This is a genomic window from Microbacterium sp. EST19A, from assembly GCF_019969685.1.
Lineage (GTDB): Bacteria > Actinomycetota > Actinomycetes > Actinomycetales > Microbacteriaceae > Microbacterium.
Genome location: NZ_JAHXYZ010000002.1, coordinates 256,067 through 272,515, shown reverse-complemented (window position 1 = coordinate 272,515; position 16,449 = coordinate 256,067). Strand labels below are relative to the sequence as shown.

The 16,449-nt window shown below is 68.8% G+C and carries 16 protein-coding genes and 1 tRNA gene; 14 read left to right on the top strand and 3 right to left on the bottom strand.

Annotated elements, in window-relative coordinates; all coding sequences use genetic code 11:
- Positions 1–32: 32 nt before the first annotated feature.
- Positions 33–689 carry a GntR family transcriptional regulator gene (locus LC452_RS11335; RefSeq protein ID WP_223625219.1) on the top strand — a complete coding sequence of 219 codons (657 nt, stop codon included), beginning with the start codon at positions 33–35 and terminating at the stop codon, positions 687–689.
- A gap of 17 nt (positions 690–706) precedes the next feature.
- Here the strand turns inward: LC452_RS11335 and LC452_RS11330 are convergent, their stop codons facing one another.
- Positions 707–1,645 (bottom strand): hypothetical protein, encoded by a 939-nt coding sequence (locus tag LC452_RS11330; protein WP_223625216.1) that lies wholly within the window; start codon positions 1,643–1,645, stop codon positions 707–709.
- 81 nt (positions 1,646–1,726) lie between these two features.
- Here LC452_RS11330 and LC452_RS11325 point away from each other — a divergent pair, with 81 nt between their 5' ends.
- From LC452_RS11325 to serA, 3 genes are all read left to right on the top strand, one after another.
- Positions 1,727–2,191, top strand: coding sequence for a hypothetical protein (locus LC452_RS11325; protein ID WP_223625213.1), 465 nt, complete (start codon positions 1,727–1,729; stop codon positions 2,189–2,191).
- Complete coding sequence (locus LC452_RS11320) at positions 2,188–2,520, top strand: hypothetical protein (protein WP_223625210.1); 333 nt, start codon at positions 2,188–2,190, stop codon at positions 2,518–2,520. Before LC452_RS11325 ends, LC452_RS11320 begins: the two co-directional genes overlap by 4 nt.
- Before the next feature lie 137 nt (positions 2,521–2,657).
- Positions 2,658–4,262 (top strand): phosphoglycerate dehydrogenase, encoded by a 1,605-nt coding sequence (serA, locus tag LC452_RS11315; protein ID WP_223625208.1) that lies wholly within the window; start codon positions 2,658–2,660, stop codon positions 4,260–4,262.
- Between the two features lie 66 nt (positions 4,263–4,328).
- On the opposite strand, the gene LC452_RS11310 is transcribed toward serA, so the two are convergent.
- Complete coding sequence (locus LC452_RS11310) at positions 4,329–4,871, bottom strand: TetR/AcrR family transcriptional regulator (protein ID WP_223625206.1); 543 nt, start codon at positions 4,869–4,871, stop codon at positions 4,329–4,331.
- Positions 4,872–4,934: 63 nt separating this feature from the next.
- On the opposite strand from LC452_RS11310, the gene LC452_RS11305 reads away from it, so the two are divergent.
- The 8 genes from LC452_RS11305 to LC452_RS11270 all read left to right on the top strand — a co-directional run bounded on the left by LC452_RS11305 (position 4,935) and on the right by LC452_RS11270 (position 13,612).
- Positions 4,935–6,470 carry an MFS transporter gene (locus tag LC452_RS11305; protein ID WP_223625204.1) on the top strand — a complete coding sequence of 512 codons (1,536 nt, stop codon included), beginning with the start codon at positions 4,935–4,937 and terminating at the stop codon, positions 6,468–6,470.
- Positions 6,471–6,543: 73 nt separating this feature from the next.
- A complete protein-coding gene (locus tag LC452_RS11300; RefSeq protein WP_223625202.1) occupies positions 6,544–7,587 on the top strand; it encodes a 3-isopropylmalate dehydrogenase in 1,044 nt (347 codons plus the stop codon).
- Positions 7,588–7,648: 61 nt separating this feature from the next.
- A complete protein-coding gene (locus tag LC452_RS11295) occupies positions 7,649–8,749 on the top strand; it encodes a branched-chain amino acid aminotransferase (protein WP_223625200.1) in 1,101 nt (366 codons plus the stop codon).
- Positions 8,750–8,777: 28 nt separating this feature from the next.
- Positions 8,778–9,554 carry a fumarylacetoacetate hydrolase family protein gene (locus LC452_RS11290; RefSeq protein ID WP_223625198.1) on the top strand — a complete coding sequence of 259 codons (777 nt, stop codon included), beginning with the start codon at positions 8,778–8,780 and terminating at the stop codon, positions 9,552–9,554.
- Positions 9,551–10,843 carry an MFS transporter gene (locus LC452_RS11285; RefSeq protein WP_223625196.1) on the top strand — a complete coding sequence of 431 codons (1,293 nt, stop codon included), beginning with the start codon at positions 9,551–9,553 and terminating at the stop codon, positions 10,841–10,843. Before LC452_RS11290 ends, LC452_RS11285 begins: the two co-directional genes overlap by 4 nt.
- 12 nt (positions 10,844–10,855) lie before the next feature.
- Positions 10,856–12,361, top strand: coding sequence for a glutamate--tRNA ligase (gltX, locus tag LC452_RS11280; RefSeq protein WP_223625194.1), 1,506 nt, complete (start codon positions 10,856–10,858; stop codon positions 12,359–12,361).
- 102 nt (positions 12,362–12,463) lie between these two features.
- A tRNA-Gln gene (locus tag LC452_RS11275) sits at positions 12,464–12,535 on the top strand.
- 81 nt (positions 12,536–12,616) lie between these two features.
- On the top strand, positions 12,617–13,612 hold the full coding sequence (locus tag LC452_RS11270) for an SDR family oxidoreductase (protein WP_223625193.1): 996 nt from the start codon (positions 12,617–12,619) through the stop codon (positions 13,610–13,612).
- A gap of 6 nt (positions 13,613–13,618) precedes the next feature.
- Here the strand turns inward: LC452_RS11270 and LC452_RS11265 are convergent, their stop codons facing one another.
- Complete coding sequence (locus LC452_RS11265) at positions 13,619–14,422, bottom strand: hypothetical protein (RefSeq protein ID WP_223625191.1); 804 nt, start codon at positions 14,420–14,422, stop codon at positions 13,619–13,621.
- A 116-nt stretch (positions 14,423–14,538) separates the two neighbouring features.
- Between LC452_RS11265 and LC452_RS11260 the strand changes: the two genes are divergently transcribed.
- Together LC452_RS11260 and LC452_RS11255 are read left to right on the top strand one after the other, a co-directional pair.
- Positions 14,539–15,861: an MFS transporter gene (locus tag LC452_RS11260; RefSeq protein ID WP_223627638.1), complete on the top strand. Its 1,323-nt coding sequence runs from the start codon at positions 14,539–14,541 to the stop codon at positions 15,859–15,861.
- Positions 15,862–15,870: 9 nt separating this feature from the next.
- Positions 15,871–16,365: a hypothetical protein gene (locus LC452_RS11255; RefSeq protein ID WP_223625189.1), complete on the top strand. Its 495-nt coding sequence runs from the start codon at positions 15,871–15,873 to the stop codon at positions 16,363–16,365.
- Positions 16,366–16,449 lie beyond the last annotated feature (84 nt).

Genomic DNA, 16,449 nt, shown 5'->3' with positions numbered 1-16,449 from the left:
ACTGACATCCGCCGTCTCGATAGAATGGTCCCATGACGACGGATGCTGCTCTCGGGATCGTGGGCGTCGTGGATGCCGTCACCGTCCGGCTCCGCGAGCGCATTCTCAGCGGCGAGATCCGGTCCGGCACGCCCCTCACCGAGGCAGCGGTGTCGCAGTCGTTCGGCGTCGCCCGACCGAGCGCGAAGGCCGCGATCGAGCAGCTCGTCGCATCCGGCCTCCTGGTGCGCACGGCGCACCGTTCGGCGCGAGTGGTGGGGATCGATCCCGAGACCGTGCGAGACGTCTATCGCACCCGGTCGCGACTGGAGAGCGCGGCACTGCGGGAGCTCGCGCTCACGCGCACCGTGCCCGCGTCGGCCGTCCAGGCGAACGCCGAGATCCTCGCGATGCCGACGGGACCCGATCCGGCCACCGTCGATCCCGACCTGCGGTTCCACACCGCTCTCATCGACGCGCTCGAGAGCGAGCGGACGGCGCGGATGTACCGCAGCGTCCTCGATGAGGCACGGCTCTGCATGGCGCAGGTGCAGGGGCGCCGTCTGCTGGATGCCGCCGTCATCGCCGCGCAGCATGCGGAGATGCTGGATGCGGTCGCGGCCGGCGACGGGGAGCGGGCAGCCGACCTCCTCGTCCTCCACCTCTCCTCTGCGGAGGGGAGACTGGTCGAGGCGCTCGGAGCGGATTAGCTCCGCTCAGCCCGCCGTCACTCGGCCGGAGCCTCTTCGACCTGGATCGGTGCGTCCGCAGGGTCCGCCCACACCGGCGCGGGGAGGAGCGTGTCGACCTGCCCTGCCTGGATCGCGCGGAGCGCCTCGGTGATCTCGTCGGCGTTCTCGGGCACCGCCAGGTCGCACGCGCGCAGCTCGGAGGCGAACTGCAGGGTGAGGCGGATCTTGCCGGCCTCGACGGCCTCAGCCGTCGTGCCCGTGCGGATCTCGCTGCCGGTCTGGATCGCGGAGACCTGATCGCACACGTGATAGACCGCACCGCCGTCGACCCAGACCACTTCGTCCTGGCCGAGAAGCTGGATCACGGCCGACTGGTCGGCGGTGTACTGCTCGACGGACGACGGATTGAAGTCGATGCCGAGCACGACGGCGAGAGCGGCGAGAGCGATGCCGACGATGCCGGCGGTCGTCTTCTGCCCCTTGTCCATGTCCTTGTTGAGGAAGATGAGGATGATGAGCGGAAGGAACGCGACGACCGCGATGATCGCACCGAGCTGATTCTGCACGAAGAACCGGACGGTGTCGGACTTGCGTGCGGGGTCCAGACGGTTCGCCTTCTTCCACAGCACCGAGCCGGTGATCGACAGCGCCGCGATGACGACGAGAAGGACGAGAAGGGAGATGAAGGCCCACTGCGGGAACTGCGCGGTGACGCCCTGCTCCTGCAGGAGGCCCGTGTCGGGGTCGCGCACGAGTGTGCCGTCCTCGCCGACGAAGACGCGCTGACGGAGGAGCCAGAAGATGCCGACCGCTTCGCCGATGATCGCGAGTGCCCACAGCACCGCGGCGATCCAGCGGAAGGTCGTCGCCTTCTTCGTCGCGGTGGCCGTCGGGGTCCAGCCCGCCGGCGGCTCGGCGGTGCCGGCGTTCGACCCGTCCTGCTCGTCGCGATCGACCTTCTTGTTGTCAGCCACAGCGGTCCTTTCCCCCTGCCGAGGGCCCTCCGGGGCCCGATGCCCCCGAGCATAGTGGACGAGGTGTCCTACTCTGGGGACATGACTTCCGATTCCGACGACGCCCTCAGCTGGGACGGTGACGAGGCGTCCGCGCCGAAGGATCCGGCGCTGCCGCGAGGGTGGAACGCGGTCGGCAAGGGCAGCGACGAGGTCGGCACCGTCGCGGACGACGGCACCGTCACGGCAGCCGGAGAAACCGAGAGCGCGGGACTCAGCACCGCGATGCTGCTGATCCTCGGCGTCGTCGGCGGCGTCTATCTGCTGTACACGATCGGATGGGTCGTCGCCGGTCTGCGCCTACGACCGCTGGCATCCTTCCTCGTCGACGACACGATGTTCCTGCCCTGGTTCGTGCTCGCGATCGCCGCACCCGCCCTCTGGTTCCTCGCGAGCTGGGTGCTGACGAAGGGGAGGGCCACCTGGATCCGCATCGCGGTGCTCATCGCCGGAGTGGTGCTCCTCGTTCCCTGGCCGTTCGTCACCGTGGGGGTGATCGGATCATGAGCGACACGCAGAGCGCTCCGGTCGCGCCCGGATCCCCGCGCTGGGTCGTCGGGCTCGTCATCGGCCTCGCCGGTCTGCTCTACGCCTATGCGGTGTGGAACGCCGTGGCGCACCTGATCAACATGGCGCGCACCGGGCTGACGGGGACGGGCTGGATCACGCTGCTGTTCGGGGTCGTCTTCCCGGTCATCGTCTTCGTGTTCGCCTTCCTCATCGGCCGTCGGCGTCGGGTGGGAGAGCTGGCACTCTCGCTGCTGGCCGGGCTCGGGATCGTCGCGGTCTTCTGGATGAGCCTCATCGCCCTGAGCCTGACGCTGCCCAGCGCCTGACGCCTCCGAGCATCCGACGCGAGCCGTCACACGCACGGAGCGCCGTGACCGCTCGGGTACAGTTGAGGTGATCGCGCCCCCATGGTGTGCGGCGCATCGGCCCCTCCCGCCTGCCGCGCTGCCCCGAAGGATTCTCTGTGCCGAAGCCCGTTGTGCTCATCGCCGAAGTGCTCTCTCCCGCCACGATCGAGGCCCTGGGCCCCGACTTCGACGTCCGTGACGTCGACGGCACCGATCGGGAAGCACTCTTCGCTTCGCTGGCGGAGGCTGACGCGGTGCTCATCCGTTCGGCCACCCGCATCGACGAAGAGGCGCTCACGCACGCGCCGAAGCTCAAGGTCGTCGCCCGTGCGGGCGTCGGACTCGACAACGTCGACATCAAGGCCGCGACGGCGGCCGGTGTCATGGTCGTCAACGCGCCGACCTCGAACATCGTCTCCGCGGCCGAGCTCACGGTCGGACACATCCTGAGCCTCGCCCGCCGGATTCCGGCCGCTCACGCCTCGCTCTCCGCCGGGCAGTGGAAGCGCAGCTCCTTCACCGGTGCCGAGCTCTTCGAGAAGACCGTCGGCATCGTGGGCCTCGGACGTATCGGCGCCCTCGTCGCCGCGCGTCTCGCCGCCTTCGACATGCGCGTCGTGGCCTACGACCCCTACGTCACCTCCGCCCGCGCGCAGCAGCTCGGCGTGCAGCTGCTCTCGCTCGACGAGCTCGTCGCCGAGGCCGACTTCCTCACGATCCACATGCCGAAGACGCCGGAGACGACCGGCATGATCGGGGCCGAGCAGTTCAAGGCCATGAAGCCGACCGCCTTCGTCGTCAACGTCGCGCGCGGCGGACTGATCGATGAAGAGGCGCTCCACGCCGCACTCGTCGCCGGTGAGATCGCCGGCGCCGGTCTCGACGTCTTCACCTCCGAGCCCCCGGCCGAGGGCGGCACGGCGCGTCCGCTGCTCGACCTGCCGAACGTCGTGGTCACGCCGCACCTCGGTGCGAGCACGGAAGAGGCACAGGAGAAGGCCGGCGTCTCGGTCGCGCGCTCCGTGCGACTGGCTCTCGGCGGAGACCTCGTTCCCGACGCGGTCAACGTCGCCGGCGGCGTCATCGACCCGTACGTGCGCCCCGGGATCTCGCTGGTCGAGAAGCTCGGCCAGATCTTCGCGGCTCTCGCGACGTCGCCGCTCACCAGCCTCGACGTCGAGGTGCACGGCGAGCTCAACGACTACGACGTCAGCGTGCTCAAGCTCGCGGCGCTCAAGGGCGTCTTCACGAACATCGTCAGCGAGACGGTGTCGTACGTGAACGCGCCCCTGCTGGCCGAGCAGCGGGGCATCGCCGTCCGTCTCCTGAAGGATGACGTGAGCGACGAGTACCGCAACGTCATCACCCTCACCGGTGCGCTCTCCGACGGCTCGCAGCTCTCGGTCTCCGGCACGCTCACCGGCCCGAAGCAGGCCGAGAAGCTCATCGGCATCAACGACCACGCGCTCGAGCTGCCGATCGAGAAGAACCACGTCGTGATGCTCTACACCGACCGCCCCGGCATCGTCGCGGTCTACGGACAGAAGTTCGGCGACGCGGGCGTCAACATCGCGGGCATGCAGATCGCCCGTCAGGCCGCCGGCGCGCAGGCGCTCAGCGTGCTGACCCTCGACTCGCCCGTGTCGGAGGAGCTGCTCGAAGAAGTGAGCTCCGCGATCGAGGCCGACCTGTTCCGCCAGATCGAGATCACCGAGGTCTGACACAGCGCAGGAAGAGGGCGGGGAGGCACAGGCCTCCCCGCCCTCTTCGCGTTCCGCGACCGGTGCCTACGTGGTGGACTTCAGGACGAGGGCGATCAGGGCCGTGAGTTCCTCGTCATGCGGGACGAGGCGTTCCGGCCCGTGCACGTCGAGCGAGTTGTTGAAGTAGAGGCCGTCGCTGAGCAGCATCACGAGGTCGAGGCTGGTCCGATCATGCACATGCGGACGGATCGCGTCCTCCCAGCGGCGCCGGTTGTTGCGGAGGCCTTCGGCTGCGGCGATCGACCCTCCCTGGGCGAGGCGCGTGGCGGCGATCAGGGCGCGATCGAGCGCGTCGTCCTCCATCACGGAGGTGCGGATGTAGTACGCGACGGGGCCTTCGTCTGCCGCAGCCATGACCGCGAGATCGGCCGTCGTGAGCGTGTCCAGGCGCTCGAGCAGCCCGGCCGCGAGCTCCTCCTTCGAGCCGAAGTGATAGAGCAGTCCGCCCTTGGAGACGCCGGCGGCCTTGGCGGTCGCATCGAGCGTCGCAGTCCGTTCGCCGTCGGCGATGACGATCGACTCGAACGCGTCGAGCACCTTCTCACGGGCGAGGGGAGGTCGGGGCATGTCTGTTACTATACCAGCTGGACGGTTTAGTAACGATGCCGTCGTGATCCTGAGAGGTGTTCCATGATTCGTACTGCGTCGATCCCGACGACAGAGACGGATGCTCCCCGCGTCGGGGCCCGAGGCTGGGCGGCGCTCGTCGTCCTCATGCTGCCGGTGCTGCTCGTCTCGGTGGACAACACGGTGTTGAGCTTCGCGCTCCCCGAGATCTCCATCGCGCTCGCGCCCACCGGCGCCGAGCAGCTGTGGATCATCGATGTCTACCCTCTCGTGCTCGCCGGCCTGCTGGTCACGATGGGCACCCTCGGCGACCGCTTCGGCCGCCGCCGCATGCTGCTGATCGGCGCGATCGGCTTCGCCGCGGTTTCCGCGCTGGCCGCCTTCGCGCCGACCGCCGGTCTGCTGATCGCCGCCCGCGCGCTGCTCGGATTCTTCGGCGCGATGCTGATGCCGTCGACGCTGTCGCTCCTGCGCACCATCTTCCAGAACCGTGACCAGCGCCGCATGGCGATCGCCGTCTGGGCTTCCGCGTTCTCGGCCGGGTCCGCGCTGGGACCGATCGTGGGAGGGTTCCTCCTCGAGCACTTCGCCTGGGGATCGGTCTTCCTCATCGCCGTGCCGGTGCTGATCCCGCTGCTGATCTGCGCCCCGCTCCTCGTCCCGGAGAGCCGTGACCCGAACCCGGGCAGGATCGACCCGGTCAGCATCGTGCTCTCGATGGCCGCGATGATCCCGGTCGTCTACGCGATCAAGTCGCTCGCCGTCGACGGCCCGTCCCTGATCGCCGGCGGCTGGGCGCTGCTCGGCATCGCGATGGGCGTGCTGTTCGTCCGTCGGCAGAACCGTTCCGCCACCCCCATGCTCGACATGGCGCTCTTCCGGCGTGGCTCGTTCTCCGGGGCGATCCTGGTCAACCTGCTCAGTGTGGTCGCTCTGGTCGGCTTCCTCTATTTCGTCTCGCAGCATCTGCAGCTCGTGCTCGGACTCTCGCCGATGCTCGCGGGCGTGGCGCTGGTTCCCGGTATGGCGGCGATGATCGTCGCCGGTCTCACGGTCGTGCCGATCTCCCGCCGGGTTCCACCTCACCTGCTCGTACCGAGCGCGCTGGTGTTCTCGGTGGCCGGGTACCTGATCGTCGCGTTCACCACGCACGAGCACGGGGTCGCGCCGCTGATCATCGCCTTCGTCGTGCTCGGCATCGGCATCGGCGCGGCCGAGACCATCTCGAACGAGTTGATCCTGTCGAGCGCGCCGGCCGAGAAGGCCGGAGCCGCGAGCGCGGTGTCCGAGACGGCGTACGAGCTCGGCGCGGTGCTCGGCACGGCGGTGCTGGGTGGCATCATCACGGCCTTCTACCGGGGGGCGCTCGCGTTGCCCGAGGGGCTGCCCACCGAGGCGGCGGATGCGGCGCGCGAGACGCTCGCCGGCGCGTACACCGCGGCACGGGAACTGCCGGCGAAGCTCGGAGACGCTCTCTGGGATGCCGCGTCCTCGGCGTTCGGGTCTGGCGTGATGGTGACGTCGCTCATCGGCGCCGGACTCGTCGTCGCGGCGGGCGTGATCGCCGCCGTCACACTGCGCAAAGCACCCTCGCACTGACCAGTACGCTGGATGGACCGGCCCGCTCGACGAGCGAAGGAGCGCGGCCGGTTCATCCCGTGCAAGGAGTGTCATGTCGCGTGTCGTGAAGCTGGCCGTCATCCCCGGTGACGGCATCGGTCCCGAGGTCATCGCCGAGGCCGAGAAGGTCCTCGAGGCGGTCACCGCCCAGAGCGACGTCGTCTTCGAGAAGACCCGCTTCTCGCTCGGAGCGACCCGTTACCTCGAGACCGGCGACACCCTCACCGATGACGACCTCGCGGCCATCGCCGCGCACGACGCCATCCTGCTCGGAGCCGTCGGCGGCACGCCCGGAGACCCGCGTCTCAAGGACGCGAACATCGAGCGCGGGCTCCTCCTGAAGCTCCGCTTCACGCTCGATCACTACGTGAACCTGCGGCCGTCGAAGCTCTTCACCGGCGCGCCCGGTCCGCTCTCCGCGCCGGGCGAGATCGACTTCGTCGTGGTGCGCGAGGGGACCGAGGGACCGTACGTCGGCAACGGCGGCGCGATCCGCAAGGGAACCCCGCAGGAGGTCGCCAACGAGACGTCGGTCAACACGGCGTTCGGGGTGGAGCGCGTCGTGCGCTACGCCTTCGACCTCGCGGAACGCCGTGGCAAGAAGGTCACCCTGGTGCACAAGACCAACGTGCTCGTGCACGCCGGCGCCATTTGGCAGCGCATCGTGAACGAGGTCGCCGCGACCCATCCTGACGTCACGGTCGACTACCTGCACGTCGATGCGGCCACGATCTTCCTGGTGACCGACCCCTCTCGCTTCGATGTGATCGTCACCGACAACCTCTTCGGCGACATCCTCACCGATCTGGCGGGAGCCGTCACCGGCGGCATCGGCCTGGCGGCATCCGGGAACATCAATCCCGACGGCGCCTTCCCCTCGATGTTCGAGCCGGTGCACGGCTCGGCGCCCGACATCGCGGGACAGCAGAAGGCCGACCCGACCGCGGCGATCCTGTCGATCGCTCTGCTGCTCGACCACCTCGGTCTCGCCGATGAGTCCGCACGCGTCAGCGCCGCGGTCGAGGCCGACATCGCCGCGCGCAGCGCGGCTCGCACCACCGCGGAGATCGGCTCCGCGATCACTGCCCGGCTGTGACCTCCGGGCGTAGGCTGAGAGGGCGCGACGATGCGCCCACCCACGAGGAATGGATGATGAGATGACGACCATCGACGAGACCGCGACTGTGACTCCGCTGAAGTTCATGGTGATGAAGAACCTCGCGGCCGCGACACGCGCCCAGGTCGCCGAGGTGCACGAGAACCCCGGGTTCGGCGTCGCCTTCACCGATCACATGGTCGACATCTGCTGGTCCGCCAAGGGCGGGTGGCACCGCCCGCGCGTGCAGCCGTACGGTCCGATCGCGCTCGACCCCGCGGCATCCGTGCTGCACTACGCGCAGGAGATCTTCGAGGGCATCAAGGCCTACCGTCACGAGGACGGCTCGATCCACACCTTCCGTCCCGACCGCAACGCGGCGCGGATGCAGGCCAGCGCACGGCGCCTCGCGCTGCCCGAGCTGCCCACCGAGTACTTCATCCAGTCGCTGCGTGAGATCGTCGCGGTCGACGGGCACTGGGTGCCGTCCGGCGCCGACCAGAGCCTGTACCTCCGGCCGTTCATGTTCGCGAAGGAAGCTTTCCTCGGCGTCCGTGCGGCGCAGAAGGTCGCCTACTACGTGATCGCGAGCCCGGCCGGGGCGTACTTCTCGGGCGGTGTGAAGCCGGTGCGCATCTGGCTCTCCGAGTACTACGCGCGCGCAGGCCGCGGCGGCACGGGCAAGGCCAAGACCGGCGGCAACTACGCCTCGAGCCTGCTCGCGCAGAGCGAGGCCAGCGCGAAGGGCTGCGACCAGGTCGTGTTCCTCAATGAGGAGCGCAACGTCGAGGAGCTCGGCGGCATGAACGTCGTCTTCGTCTTCAAGGACGGCCGCGTCGTCACGCCCGAGTCCGACAGCATCCTCGAGGGCATCACGCGCGACTCGCTGCTGCAGCTCGCGGAGGACCGCGGCTACACGGTCGAGAAGCGTCCGATCTCGATCGACGAATGGCGCGAGGGCGTGGCCTCCGGCGAAATCGTCGAGGTGTTCGCCTGCGGCACGGCCGCCGTCGTCACCCCGATCGGTGCTCTGGTCGGCGAGGGCTTCGACGAGCCGCAGCCGCTGGGGGAGCTGGCGCTGTCGCTGCGGGAAGAGCTCACCGACATCCAGTACGGTCGCCGCGAGGACAAGCACGGCTGGCTGCTCCGCCTCGACGCCTGAGCGCGGAGGGCCTCGCTAGGCTGGAACCATGAAGATCGCCCGGTTCAGCCACGACGACGCCATCATGTACGGGATCATCGACGGGACCGACCTCGTCGTGCTCGCCGGAGACCCGATGTTCACCGGGTACGAGACGACCGGCGCACGCGTGCCGCTCGCGGATGCTGCGCTTCTCGCACCAGTGATCCCGCGGTCCAAGGTCGTGTGCGTCGGCAAGAACTACCACGATCACGCCGCCGAGATGGGGGGAGTGGCACCCGAGGAGCCCCTTCTCTTCCTCAAGCCGAACACGTCCGTGATCGGCCCGGGCGATGCGATCGTGCGTCCGACGCTCTCGGACCGCACGGAGTACGAAGGGGAGCTCGTCGTCGTGATCGGGAAGATCGCGAAGAACGTGAAGGCGGAGAACGCGCTCGACTACGTGCTCGGCTACACGATCGGCAATGACGTGACCGCACGGGACCTCCAGCGCAAGGATGGCCAGTGGGCACGGGCCAAGGGCTTCGACACCTTCTGCCCTCTGGGCCCGGTGATCGAGACGGACTTCGACCCGGCATCGGCGACGATCGAGACCCGGGTCAACGGCGAGGTGCGGCAGCAAGCCCCGCTCACCGACATGATCCACTCGGTCCCGGCGATCATCGAGTACGCCTCCGCCGTGTTCACGCTGCTTCCCGGCGACGTCATCATGACCGGTACTCCTGCGGGCGTCGGCGAGTTCGGCGCGGGCGACGTCGTCGAGGTCGAGATCTCCGGACTGGGGATCCTGCGCAACACCGCGCGCAACGCTGCTCCCGCGTCATGACCGTCGTCGCCCTGACGGCGGCAGAGCATGCCGCGGTCCAGCGGCGCACGGTACTGGTGCTGTCGTTCGGCCAGGTGCTCGGCGGGATCGCCTTCGGAGCGACGGTCTCCCTGGGCGCCCTCCTCGCCGCGGACATCTCCGGCAGCGACGCGCTTTCCGGGCTCGCCACAGCCTCGGTCACGCTCGGCGCCGCGGTCTGCGCGATCCCCCTCGCTCGACTGGCGGCGCGTGTCGGTCGCCGCCGGGCGCTCACGCTCGGCAACCTCTTCGCGCTCGTGGGCATCGCGGTCGTGATCCTCGCCGCCTCCCTCCGCGTTTTCCCGCTGCTGCTCGCCGGCATCCTGATGATCGGTGCCGGAAATGCCGGGAACCTGCAGTCCCGGTTCGCGGCGACCGACCTCGCCGCTCCGCAGCATCGCGGCCGCGATCTCTCGATCGTCGTCTGGTCGACGACCATCGGCGGCGTCGCGGGACCGCTCCTGCTCGGTCCGGGCGAGATCGTCGGACAGGCGGTCGGGATGCCGCGGCAGACGGGCTCCTACCTCTTCTCGTTCGTCGCGCAGTGCGCGGCGCTCGCGCTGTATCTCGTGGCGCTGCGCCCAGACCCGCTGCTCGCCGCACAGCGTCTGGCGAAGGCGGCGGCCGCAGCGACCGGCACGCTCATCGCCGATCGACCGGTGGTCGCGCGGTACGCGATCTTCGCGGTCGCCGGATCGCACGTGGTGATGGCGTCCGTCATGGCGATGACGCCCGTGCACCTGTCGCACATGGCGCACGGCGCGCATGGGATGGCGGCGACACCGGCCGACGTCTCCGCGCTCGTCGGCATCACCATCGCCCTCCACGTCGGCGGGATGTACGCGCTGTCGCCGGTCTTCGGCGTGCTGGCCGACCGCTGGGGGAGGCTCCGCGTCGTCCTGCTCGGCCAGGTGCTGCTCGCCGGTGCGCTGGCCTTCGCGATCTTCACGGGGACGGAGCAGTGGGGCGTGATCGCGGCGCTCATCCTGCTCGGACTCGGCTGGAGCGCGGCGACCGTCGCCGGTGCAGCGCTGCTCACCGAGGCATCGGCGCCCGAGGTCCGCACGCGTCGACAGGGCCGGAGCGACTCGCTCATGAGCCTCTCGGCGGCGGCCGGGTCCATCCTCGCCGGTGTGGTGCTCTCGAACTTCCAGTACGCGGGGCTGGGTGTCGCGGCATCCGTCCTCGTGCTCGCCATCGTCGTGCTGTCCCCGCTCGGGCGCACGCGGCGCCCGACGGACCCGCACGTCGTCGAGTCGCCCGCGCCGTAGAATCGAAGGGCTATGGCTACCCCTCACCCCCTCACCACGACTGCACGTGGTGCCGACGTCCGCGTCCGCTTCTGCCCCTCGCCGACAGGTCTTCCGCACGTCGGCCTGGTGCGCACCGCCCTCTTCAACTGGGCGTACGCCCGTCACAACGGCGGCAAGATGGTGTTCCGCATCGAAGACACCGATGCGGCACGAGACAGCGAGGAGAGCTACCGGCAGCTGCTGGACGCGCTGACCTGGCTCACCATCGACTGGGACGAGGGCGTCGAGGTCGGCGGACCCCACGCGCCGTACCGGCAGTCCGAGCGTCACGACATCTACCGCGGGGTCATCGACACGCTCCTCGCGACGGGCGCCCTGTACGAGAGCTTCTCGAACGCGGAGGAGATCGACGCCCGCAACGAGGCGAACGGCCGCGCCAAGCAGCTCGGCTACGACAACTTCGATCGCGATCTCACCGAGGAGCAGAAAGAAGCGTTCCGCGCGGAGGGACGCCAGCCCGCGCTGCGCCTGCGCGTTCCCGACGAAGACCTCACCTACGTCGACCTCATCCGCGGCGAGGTCACCTTCCCCGCCGGATCGTTCCCCGACTTCGTGGTGGTGCGTCCGAACGGCATCCCGCTGTACACCTTCGTGAATCCGGTCGATGACGCGCTGATGGGCATCACGCACGTGCTGCGCGGCGAAGACCTCATGCCGTCGACCGCGCGCCAGCTCTCGCTGTACGCCGCGCTGATCGACGCGGGCGTCACGACGTTCGTCCCGCGCTTCGCGCACATGCCGCTCGTGCTGGGAGAGACCGGCAACAAGAAGCTCTCCAAGCGCGACCCGCAGGCCGACCTGTTCCTGCACCGCGACCGCGGGTTCATCCCCGAGGGGCTGCTCAACTACCTGGCTCTGCTCGGGTGGGGGATCGGTCCCGACCGCGATGTCTTCTCCCTCGAGGAGTTCACCGCCGCCTTCGACATCGAGAACGTGAACCCGAACCCGGCGCGCTTCGACCAGAAGAAGGCGGAGTCGATCAACGGCGACCACATCCGGATGCTGGAGGAGAAGGACTTCGCCGAGCGCACTGTTCCGTATCTCGCCGCTGCCGGTCTCTTCGACGAGCCGACGCGCGAGCAGCTCGTGACCGCGTTCCGCGTCGCGCCTCTGGTGCAGGAGCGCGTGCAGCTGCTGGGCGAGGTGCCCGGCATGGTCGGATTCCTCTTCACCGACGAGGTGTCGTACGAGGCGGACGCGCTCAAGGGCCTGCCGGCGAACGCTGCCGAGGTGCTCGAGGCGTGCGTCGCCGCGCTCGAGCCCGTGAGCGAGTTCACCCCGGAGAAGATCCAGGAGGCGCTCGCCCACGCCCTCGTCGAGACTCTGGAGCTCAAGCCGCGGGTCGCCTACGGCCCTCCGCGCGTCGCGATCAGCGGACGCCGGGTGTCTCCGCCGCTGTTCGAGTCGATGGAGCTGCTCGGGAAGCACGAGTCCCTGCGCCGGTTGCGCGGGCTGGGCGAGTTCCTCGCGAGCTGAGCGTCGACTCGACTCGACGCGCCCGAGCGGGGCGGGTCATTTTGGTGTTCCGCCCCCGCTCAGGTAGGCTTGATTCTCGGTGCGAGGCTCGGTTTTCGCCCTTGGGGTATGGTGTAATTGGCAACACGACGGTTTCTGGTTCCGTTATTCTTGGTTCGAGTCCAGGTACCCCAGCAAGACGAAAACCCTCGCGTGAGCGGGGGTTTTGTCGTATCCGGCGGCCTTCCTCTCCGGTGTTGCTGTCAGAATGGCGGCATGACTTCGCAGCGGATCCTCTTCATCGGCGGCACCGGCATCATCAGCTCGGAGAGTGTGTCTCGCGCCCTCGCCGCCGGCCATGACGTCAGCGTGCTGAACCGTGGGACGACCGGCATCCGCCCTCTCCCGGAGGGCGCTCGCTCGATCGTCGCCGACGTGAGGGACGCGGAAGCGACCCGAGCCGCACTGGATGCTGTCGGTGGCGACTTCGACGTCGTCGCCGACTTCCTGTCGTTCACGCCCGAGCAGGTTCAGGCGGGCATCGACCGGTTCGACGGCCGGGTGGGGCAGTACGTCTTCATCAGCTCGGCATCGGCGTACCAGAAGCCGCCGTCGCGCCTGCCCGTCGTCGAATCCACGCCCCTGCGCAACCCGTTCTGGCAGTACTCACGCGACAAGATCGCCTGCGAGGATCTGCTCGTCGCCGCCTACCGCGAGCAGGGATTCCCCGCGACGATCGTGCGCCCGTCGCACACCTACGACCGCACCCTGCTGCCCACGCTCGGGGGGTGGACCGATATCGCCCGGATGCGGGCAGGCAAGCCCGTCGTTGTCCACGGTGACGGTTCGAGCCTGTGGACGATCACGCACTCGCGCGACTTCGCCGTCGCGTTCGTCGGCCTGCTGGGGCACCCCGCGGCGGTCGGCGACGTCTTCCACATCACCGGAGACCACGCGCCCACGTGGGACCAGATCTACCGGTGGCTCGGCGACGCGGCCGGTGTCGAACCGGAACTCGTGCACGTCGCGTCGGACACGATCGCGGCCGTGCACCCGTCGTGGGGACCGGGGCTGGTCGGCGACAAGTCCCACTCGATGGTGTTCGACAACAGCAAGGTGAAGGCTCTCGTGCCCGACTTCGGGACCACCGTCACCTTCGACGAAGGGGCGCGCGAGATCGTCGCCTGGTACGACGAGCACCCGGAGCGTCAGATCATCGATGCCGAGGCGGATGCCGCGTACGAGCGCATCCTGGCCCTGCCGCGGAGCTGAGCGCGACTACTCGCACTCTCCGATGAAGCCGAGGTAGCACACGGCCTCATGGGTGACCGCGGGCTCGTAGTCGTCGTTCGATACCTCTCGCGTCGCGATCTCCGGAGTGCGCGTGAGGTGTCCGAAGTCACCGAGCGAGGCGACGACGGTGCCGTCGGTGTCCTCCGAGATCATGCGATCGATCTCGGCACGGTGCTGCGCACAGAGAGTCACCGCGGCCGGGACCAGTTCCACGTCGGCGCATGCCCCCGCGTACTGCACCTCCATGGCGGCGATGCAGTCGGTCCAGTCCTGGTCGACGACACACGGGCTCACGCCGTCATCCGCCACGAGGTACAGGCCGGTCTCGTACTCCTCGCTGTGGAACGTCTCCGGCTTCTCCGGCGCATCCACCTTCGTCCAGTGCCGTGCCGTCGTGAACGCGACGACCACGACGATGATCGCGATGAGCAGGAGCGCCCCGACGATCGACAGCGTGACCCACAGCCCCACGTTCTTCTTCCGCGGGACCGTGTCCGTCGGCGGGAGGGCCGACGGGTACGACATTCCTCCGGCGTATGCGCCAGGGGCGGACGGGGCGATGCCGGTCAGATCGTGATCGCCGAGCGGAGCGACCGGCACTGTCGCGTAGGGCGTCGCGGGAGGCGCCTGGGCGGCAGGCGTCGTGAGCCAGTAGGAGTACCAGCTCTGCGCCGACGCCGGGTCGTCGTGAACCTGCCGGGCTTCGGCATCCGTCAGCTGGATGCCGAGGAACGCGCGGCCGTCCGCGGGAAGCAGGGCCGTGCGGAACTCCTCGAATGACAGTGCCATGTTCAGGATCATCTCAGAACCAGCGGGATCCGGACAATCCACCTGCCGAATCAGGGGTATCGGGCAGTGCCGAGAGAGATGTCGGAGGCATCCGCGAGAATGCTCGGGTGACCGGCATGAAGACGTTCTGGAACGCGCTGCCCACCGAGGGGCGATGGCTGCTGTCCACGGTCGCGATCCAGACCCTCGGGCGCGGCATGACGCTGCCGTTCACGATCATCTACTTCCACGAGGTGCGAGGCTTCGACCTCGGGGTCTCCGGTGCGCTGATGAGCCTCATCGCGATCACCGGACTGCTCGTCACCGGCCCCGGCGGAACGCTGATCGACCGCGTCGGCGCGAGGCGGGTGCTGATCGTCGGACTGCTGTCGATGATCGCGGGCTGCACGCTGCTCGCCTTCGCCACGCATCCTGCCGTCGCGGCCATCGCCGTCGTCCTCATCGGCGTGAACTTCGGGGTCTCGTGGCCGGGATTCAATGCGCTCATCGCCACGGTCGTCGACGGCGAGGCGCGCCAGCAGTACTTCGGCGTCAACTTCGCCCTGGTCAATCTGGGTATCGGCGTCGGCGGGGTGATCGGCGGCTTCTTCGTCGATGTGAACGATCCGGGCACGTTCACGGCGATCTTCCTCATCGACGCGGCGACCAGCCTGATCCCGCTGGCACTGCTGCTCGGACCGCTCCGACACGTGCGGACCCAGCACGAAGCCGAGGCCGACGCGCCGCCGGTCGGAGGCTATCGCGAGATCCTGCGCAGGCCCGCCGTGCTGTGGCTCACCGTGCTGACCTTCCTGGCGGTGTTCATCGGATACGGGCAGATGGAGGCCGGGTTCCCCGCTTTCGCGCGACAGGTCTCCGAGGTGTCGACCCAGGTGGTCGGGCTCTCGTTCGCCGCGAACACGGTCGTGATCGTACTGCTGCAGTTCACCGTCCTCCGACTCATCTCGGGCAGGCGACGCACCAGGGTCATGCAGGTGATGGCGCTCATCTGGGCACTGTCATGGGTGGTGCTCGGGACGACGGGGTTCCTTCCCGGCTCGTTGACGGCCGCGATCGGCGTGATCGCCTTCATGGGCGTCTTCGCGTTCGGCGAGACGATGCTGCAGCCGACGGTTCCCGCGATCTACAACGACCTCGCCTCGGACCGCACGCGGGGGCGGTACAACGCGATCAATTCGGCGGCCTTCCAGGGCGGCGCGATCACGGGCCCGCTCGTTGCCGGCGTGATGCTGGGCGGGGGATGGGACGGCTGGTTCATCGGCGTGATGATCGTCGGGACCCTCGCCGTCGGCGTGCTGGCGCTGGTGCTCGAACGGGTGATCACCCCCGAGGCCAACGGGGTGCCTCCGGTCGGCGCCGAGGATGCAGCGGAGGTCGAGGGCGCCGGCGCATCCGATATCCATCGAACGGACGAGGCCGGCGGAGATCGAAGCCCATAGGCTCCCACTATGGCTCTGGAATCGCTCTTCCTCCGTCTCGACCGGATCGCGGGCGGGCGGCAGGCCGGTGTCGCCATCAGCGAGGCCGATCGCACGCACCCCAAGACCGTGCGGGCCTTCACCTGGATCCTCTGGCTCCTCGTCGTCGAGCTCGTGATCGGCGTCGGGGCGGTCATCGTCGCGCTGCTGCTCGCCGTCGACGGGGAGTCGGTCTCGTTCGCCGTCTGGATGCGCACACTCGTCGTGCTCGCGATGACCGCCACACTGTTCTACTTCGCCTGGCGGGCGCAGCGCGGGTGGCGGTGGGCATACCGGCGGCTGCGGCTGTTCGCGCAGATCTTCCCGATCATCACGCTCGTGATGGCGGCGATCCCCGGCCTGTATCCGCTCTGGATGGTGTCGGAGCAGATCGTCTTCAGCCTGATCATGATCGGGATCGCCGACTTCCTCACGAGCGACCACATGCGCAGCACCTTCGCCGCACCCCGAGCCGAAGACGGATAGCACGGCGGAGCATGCGACGCCACTCCCTTCCGCAGACGTGTGAGGGCCTGCATCCTCGATCCGAGAACGAGTCGAGGGAGGCAG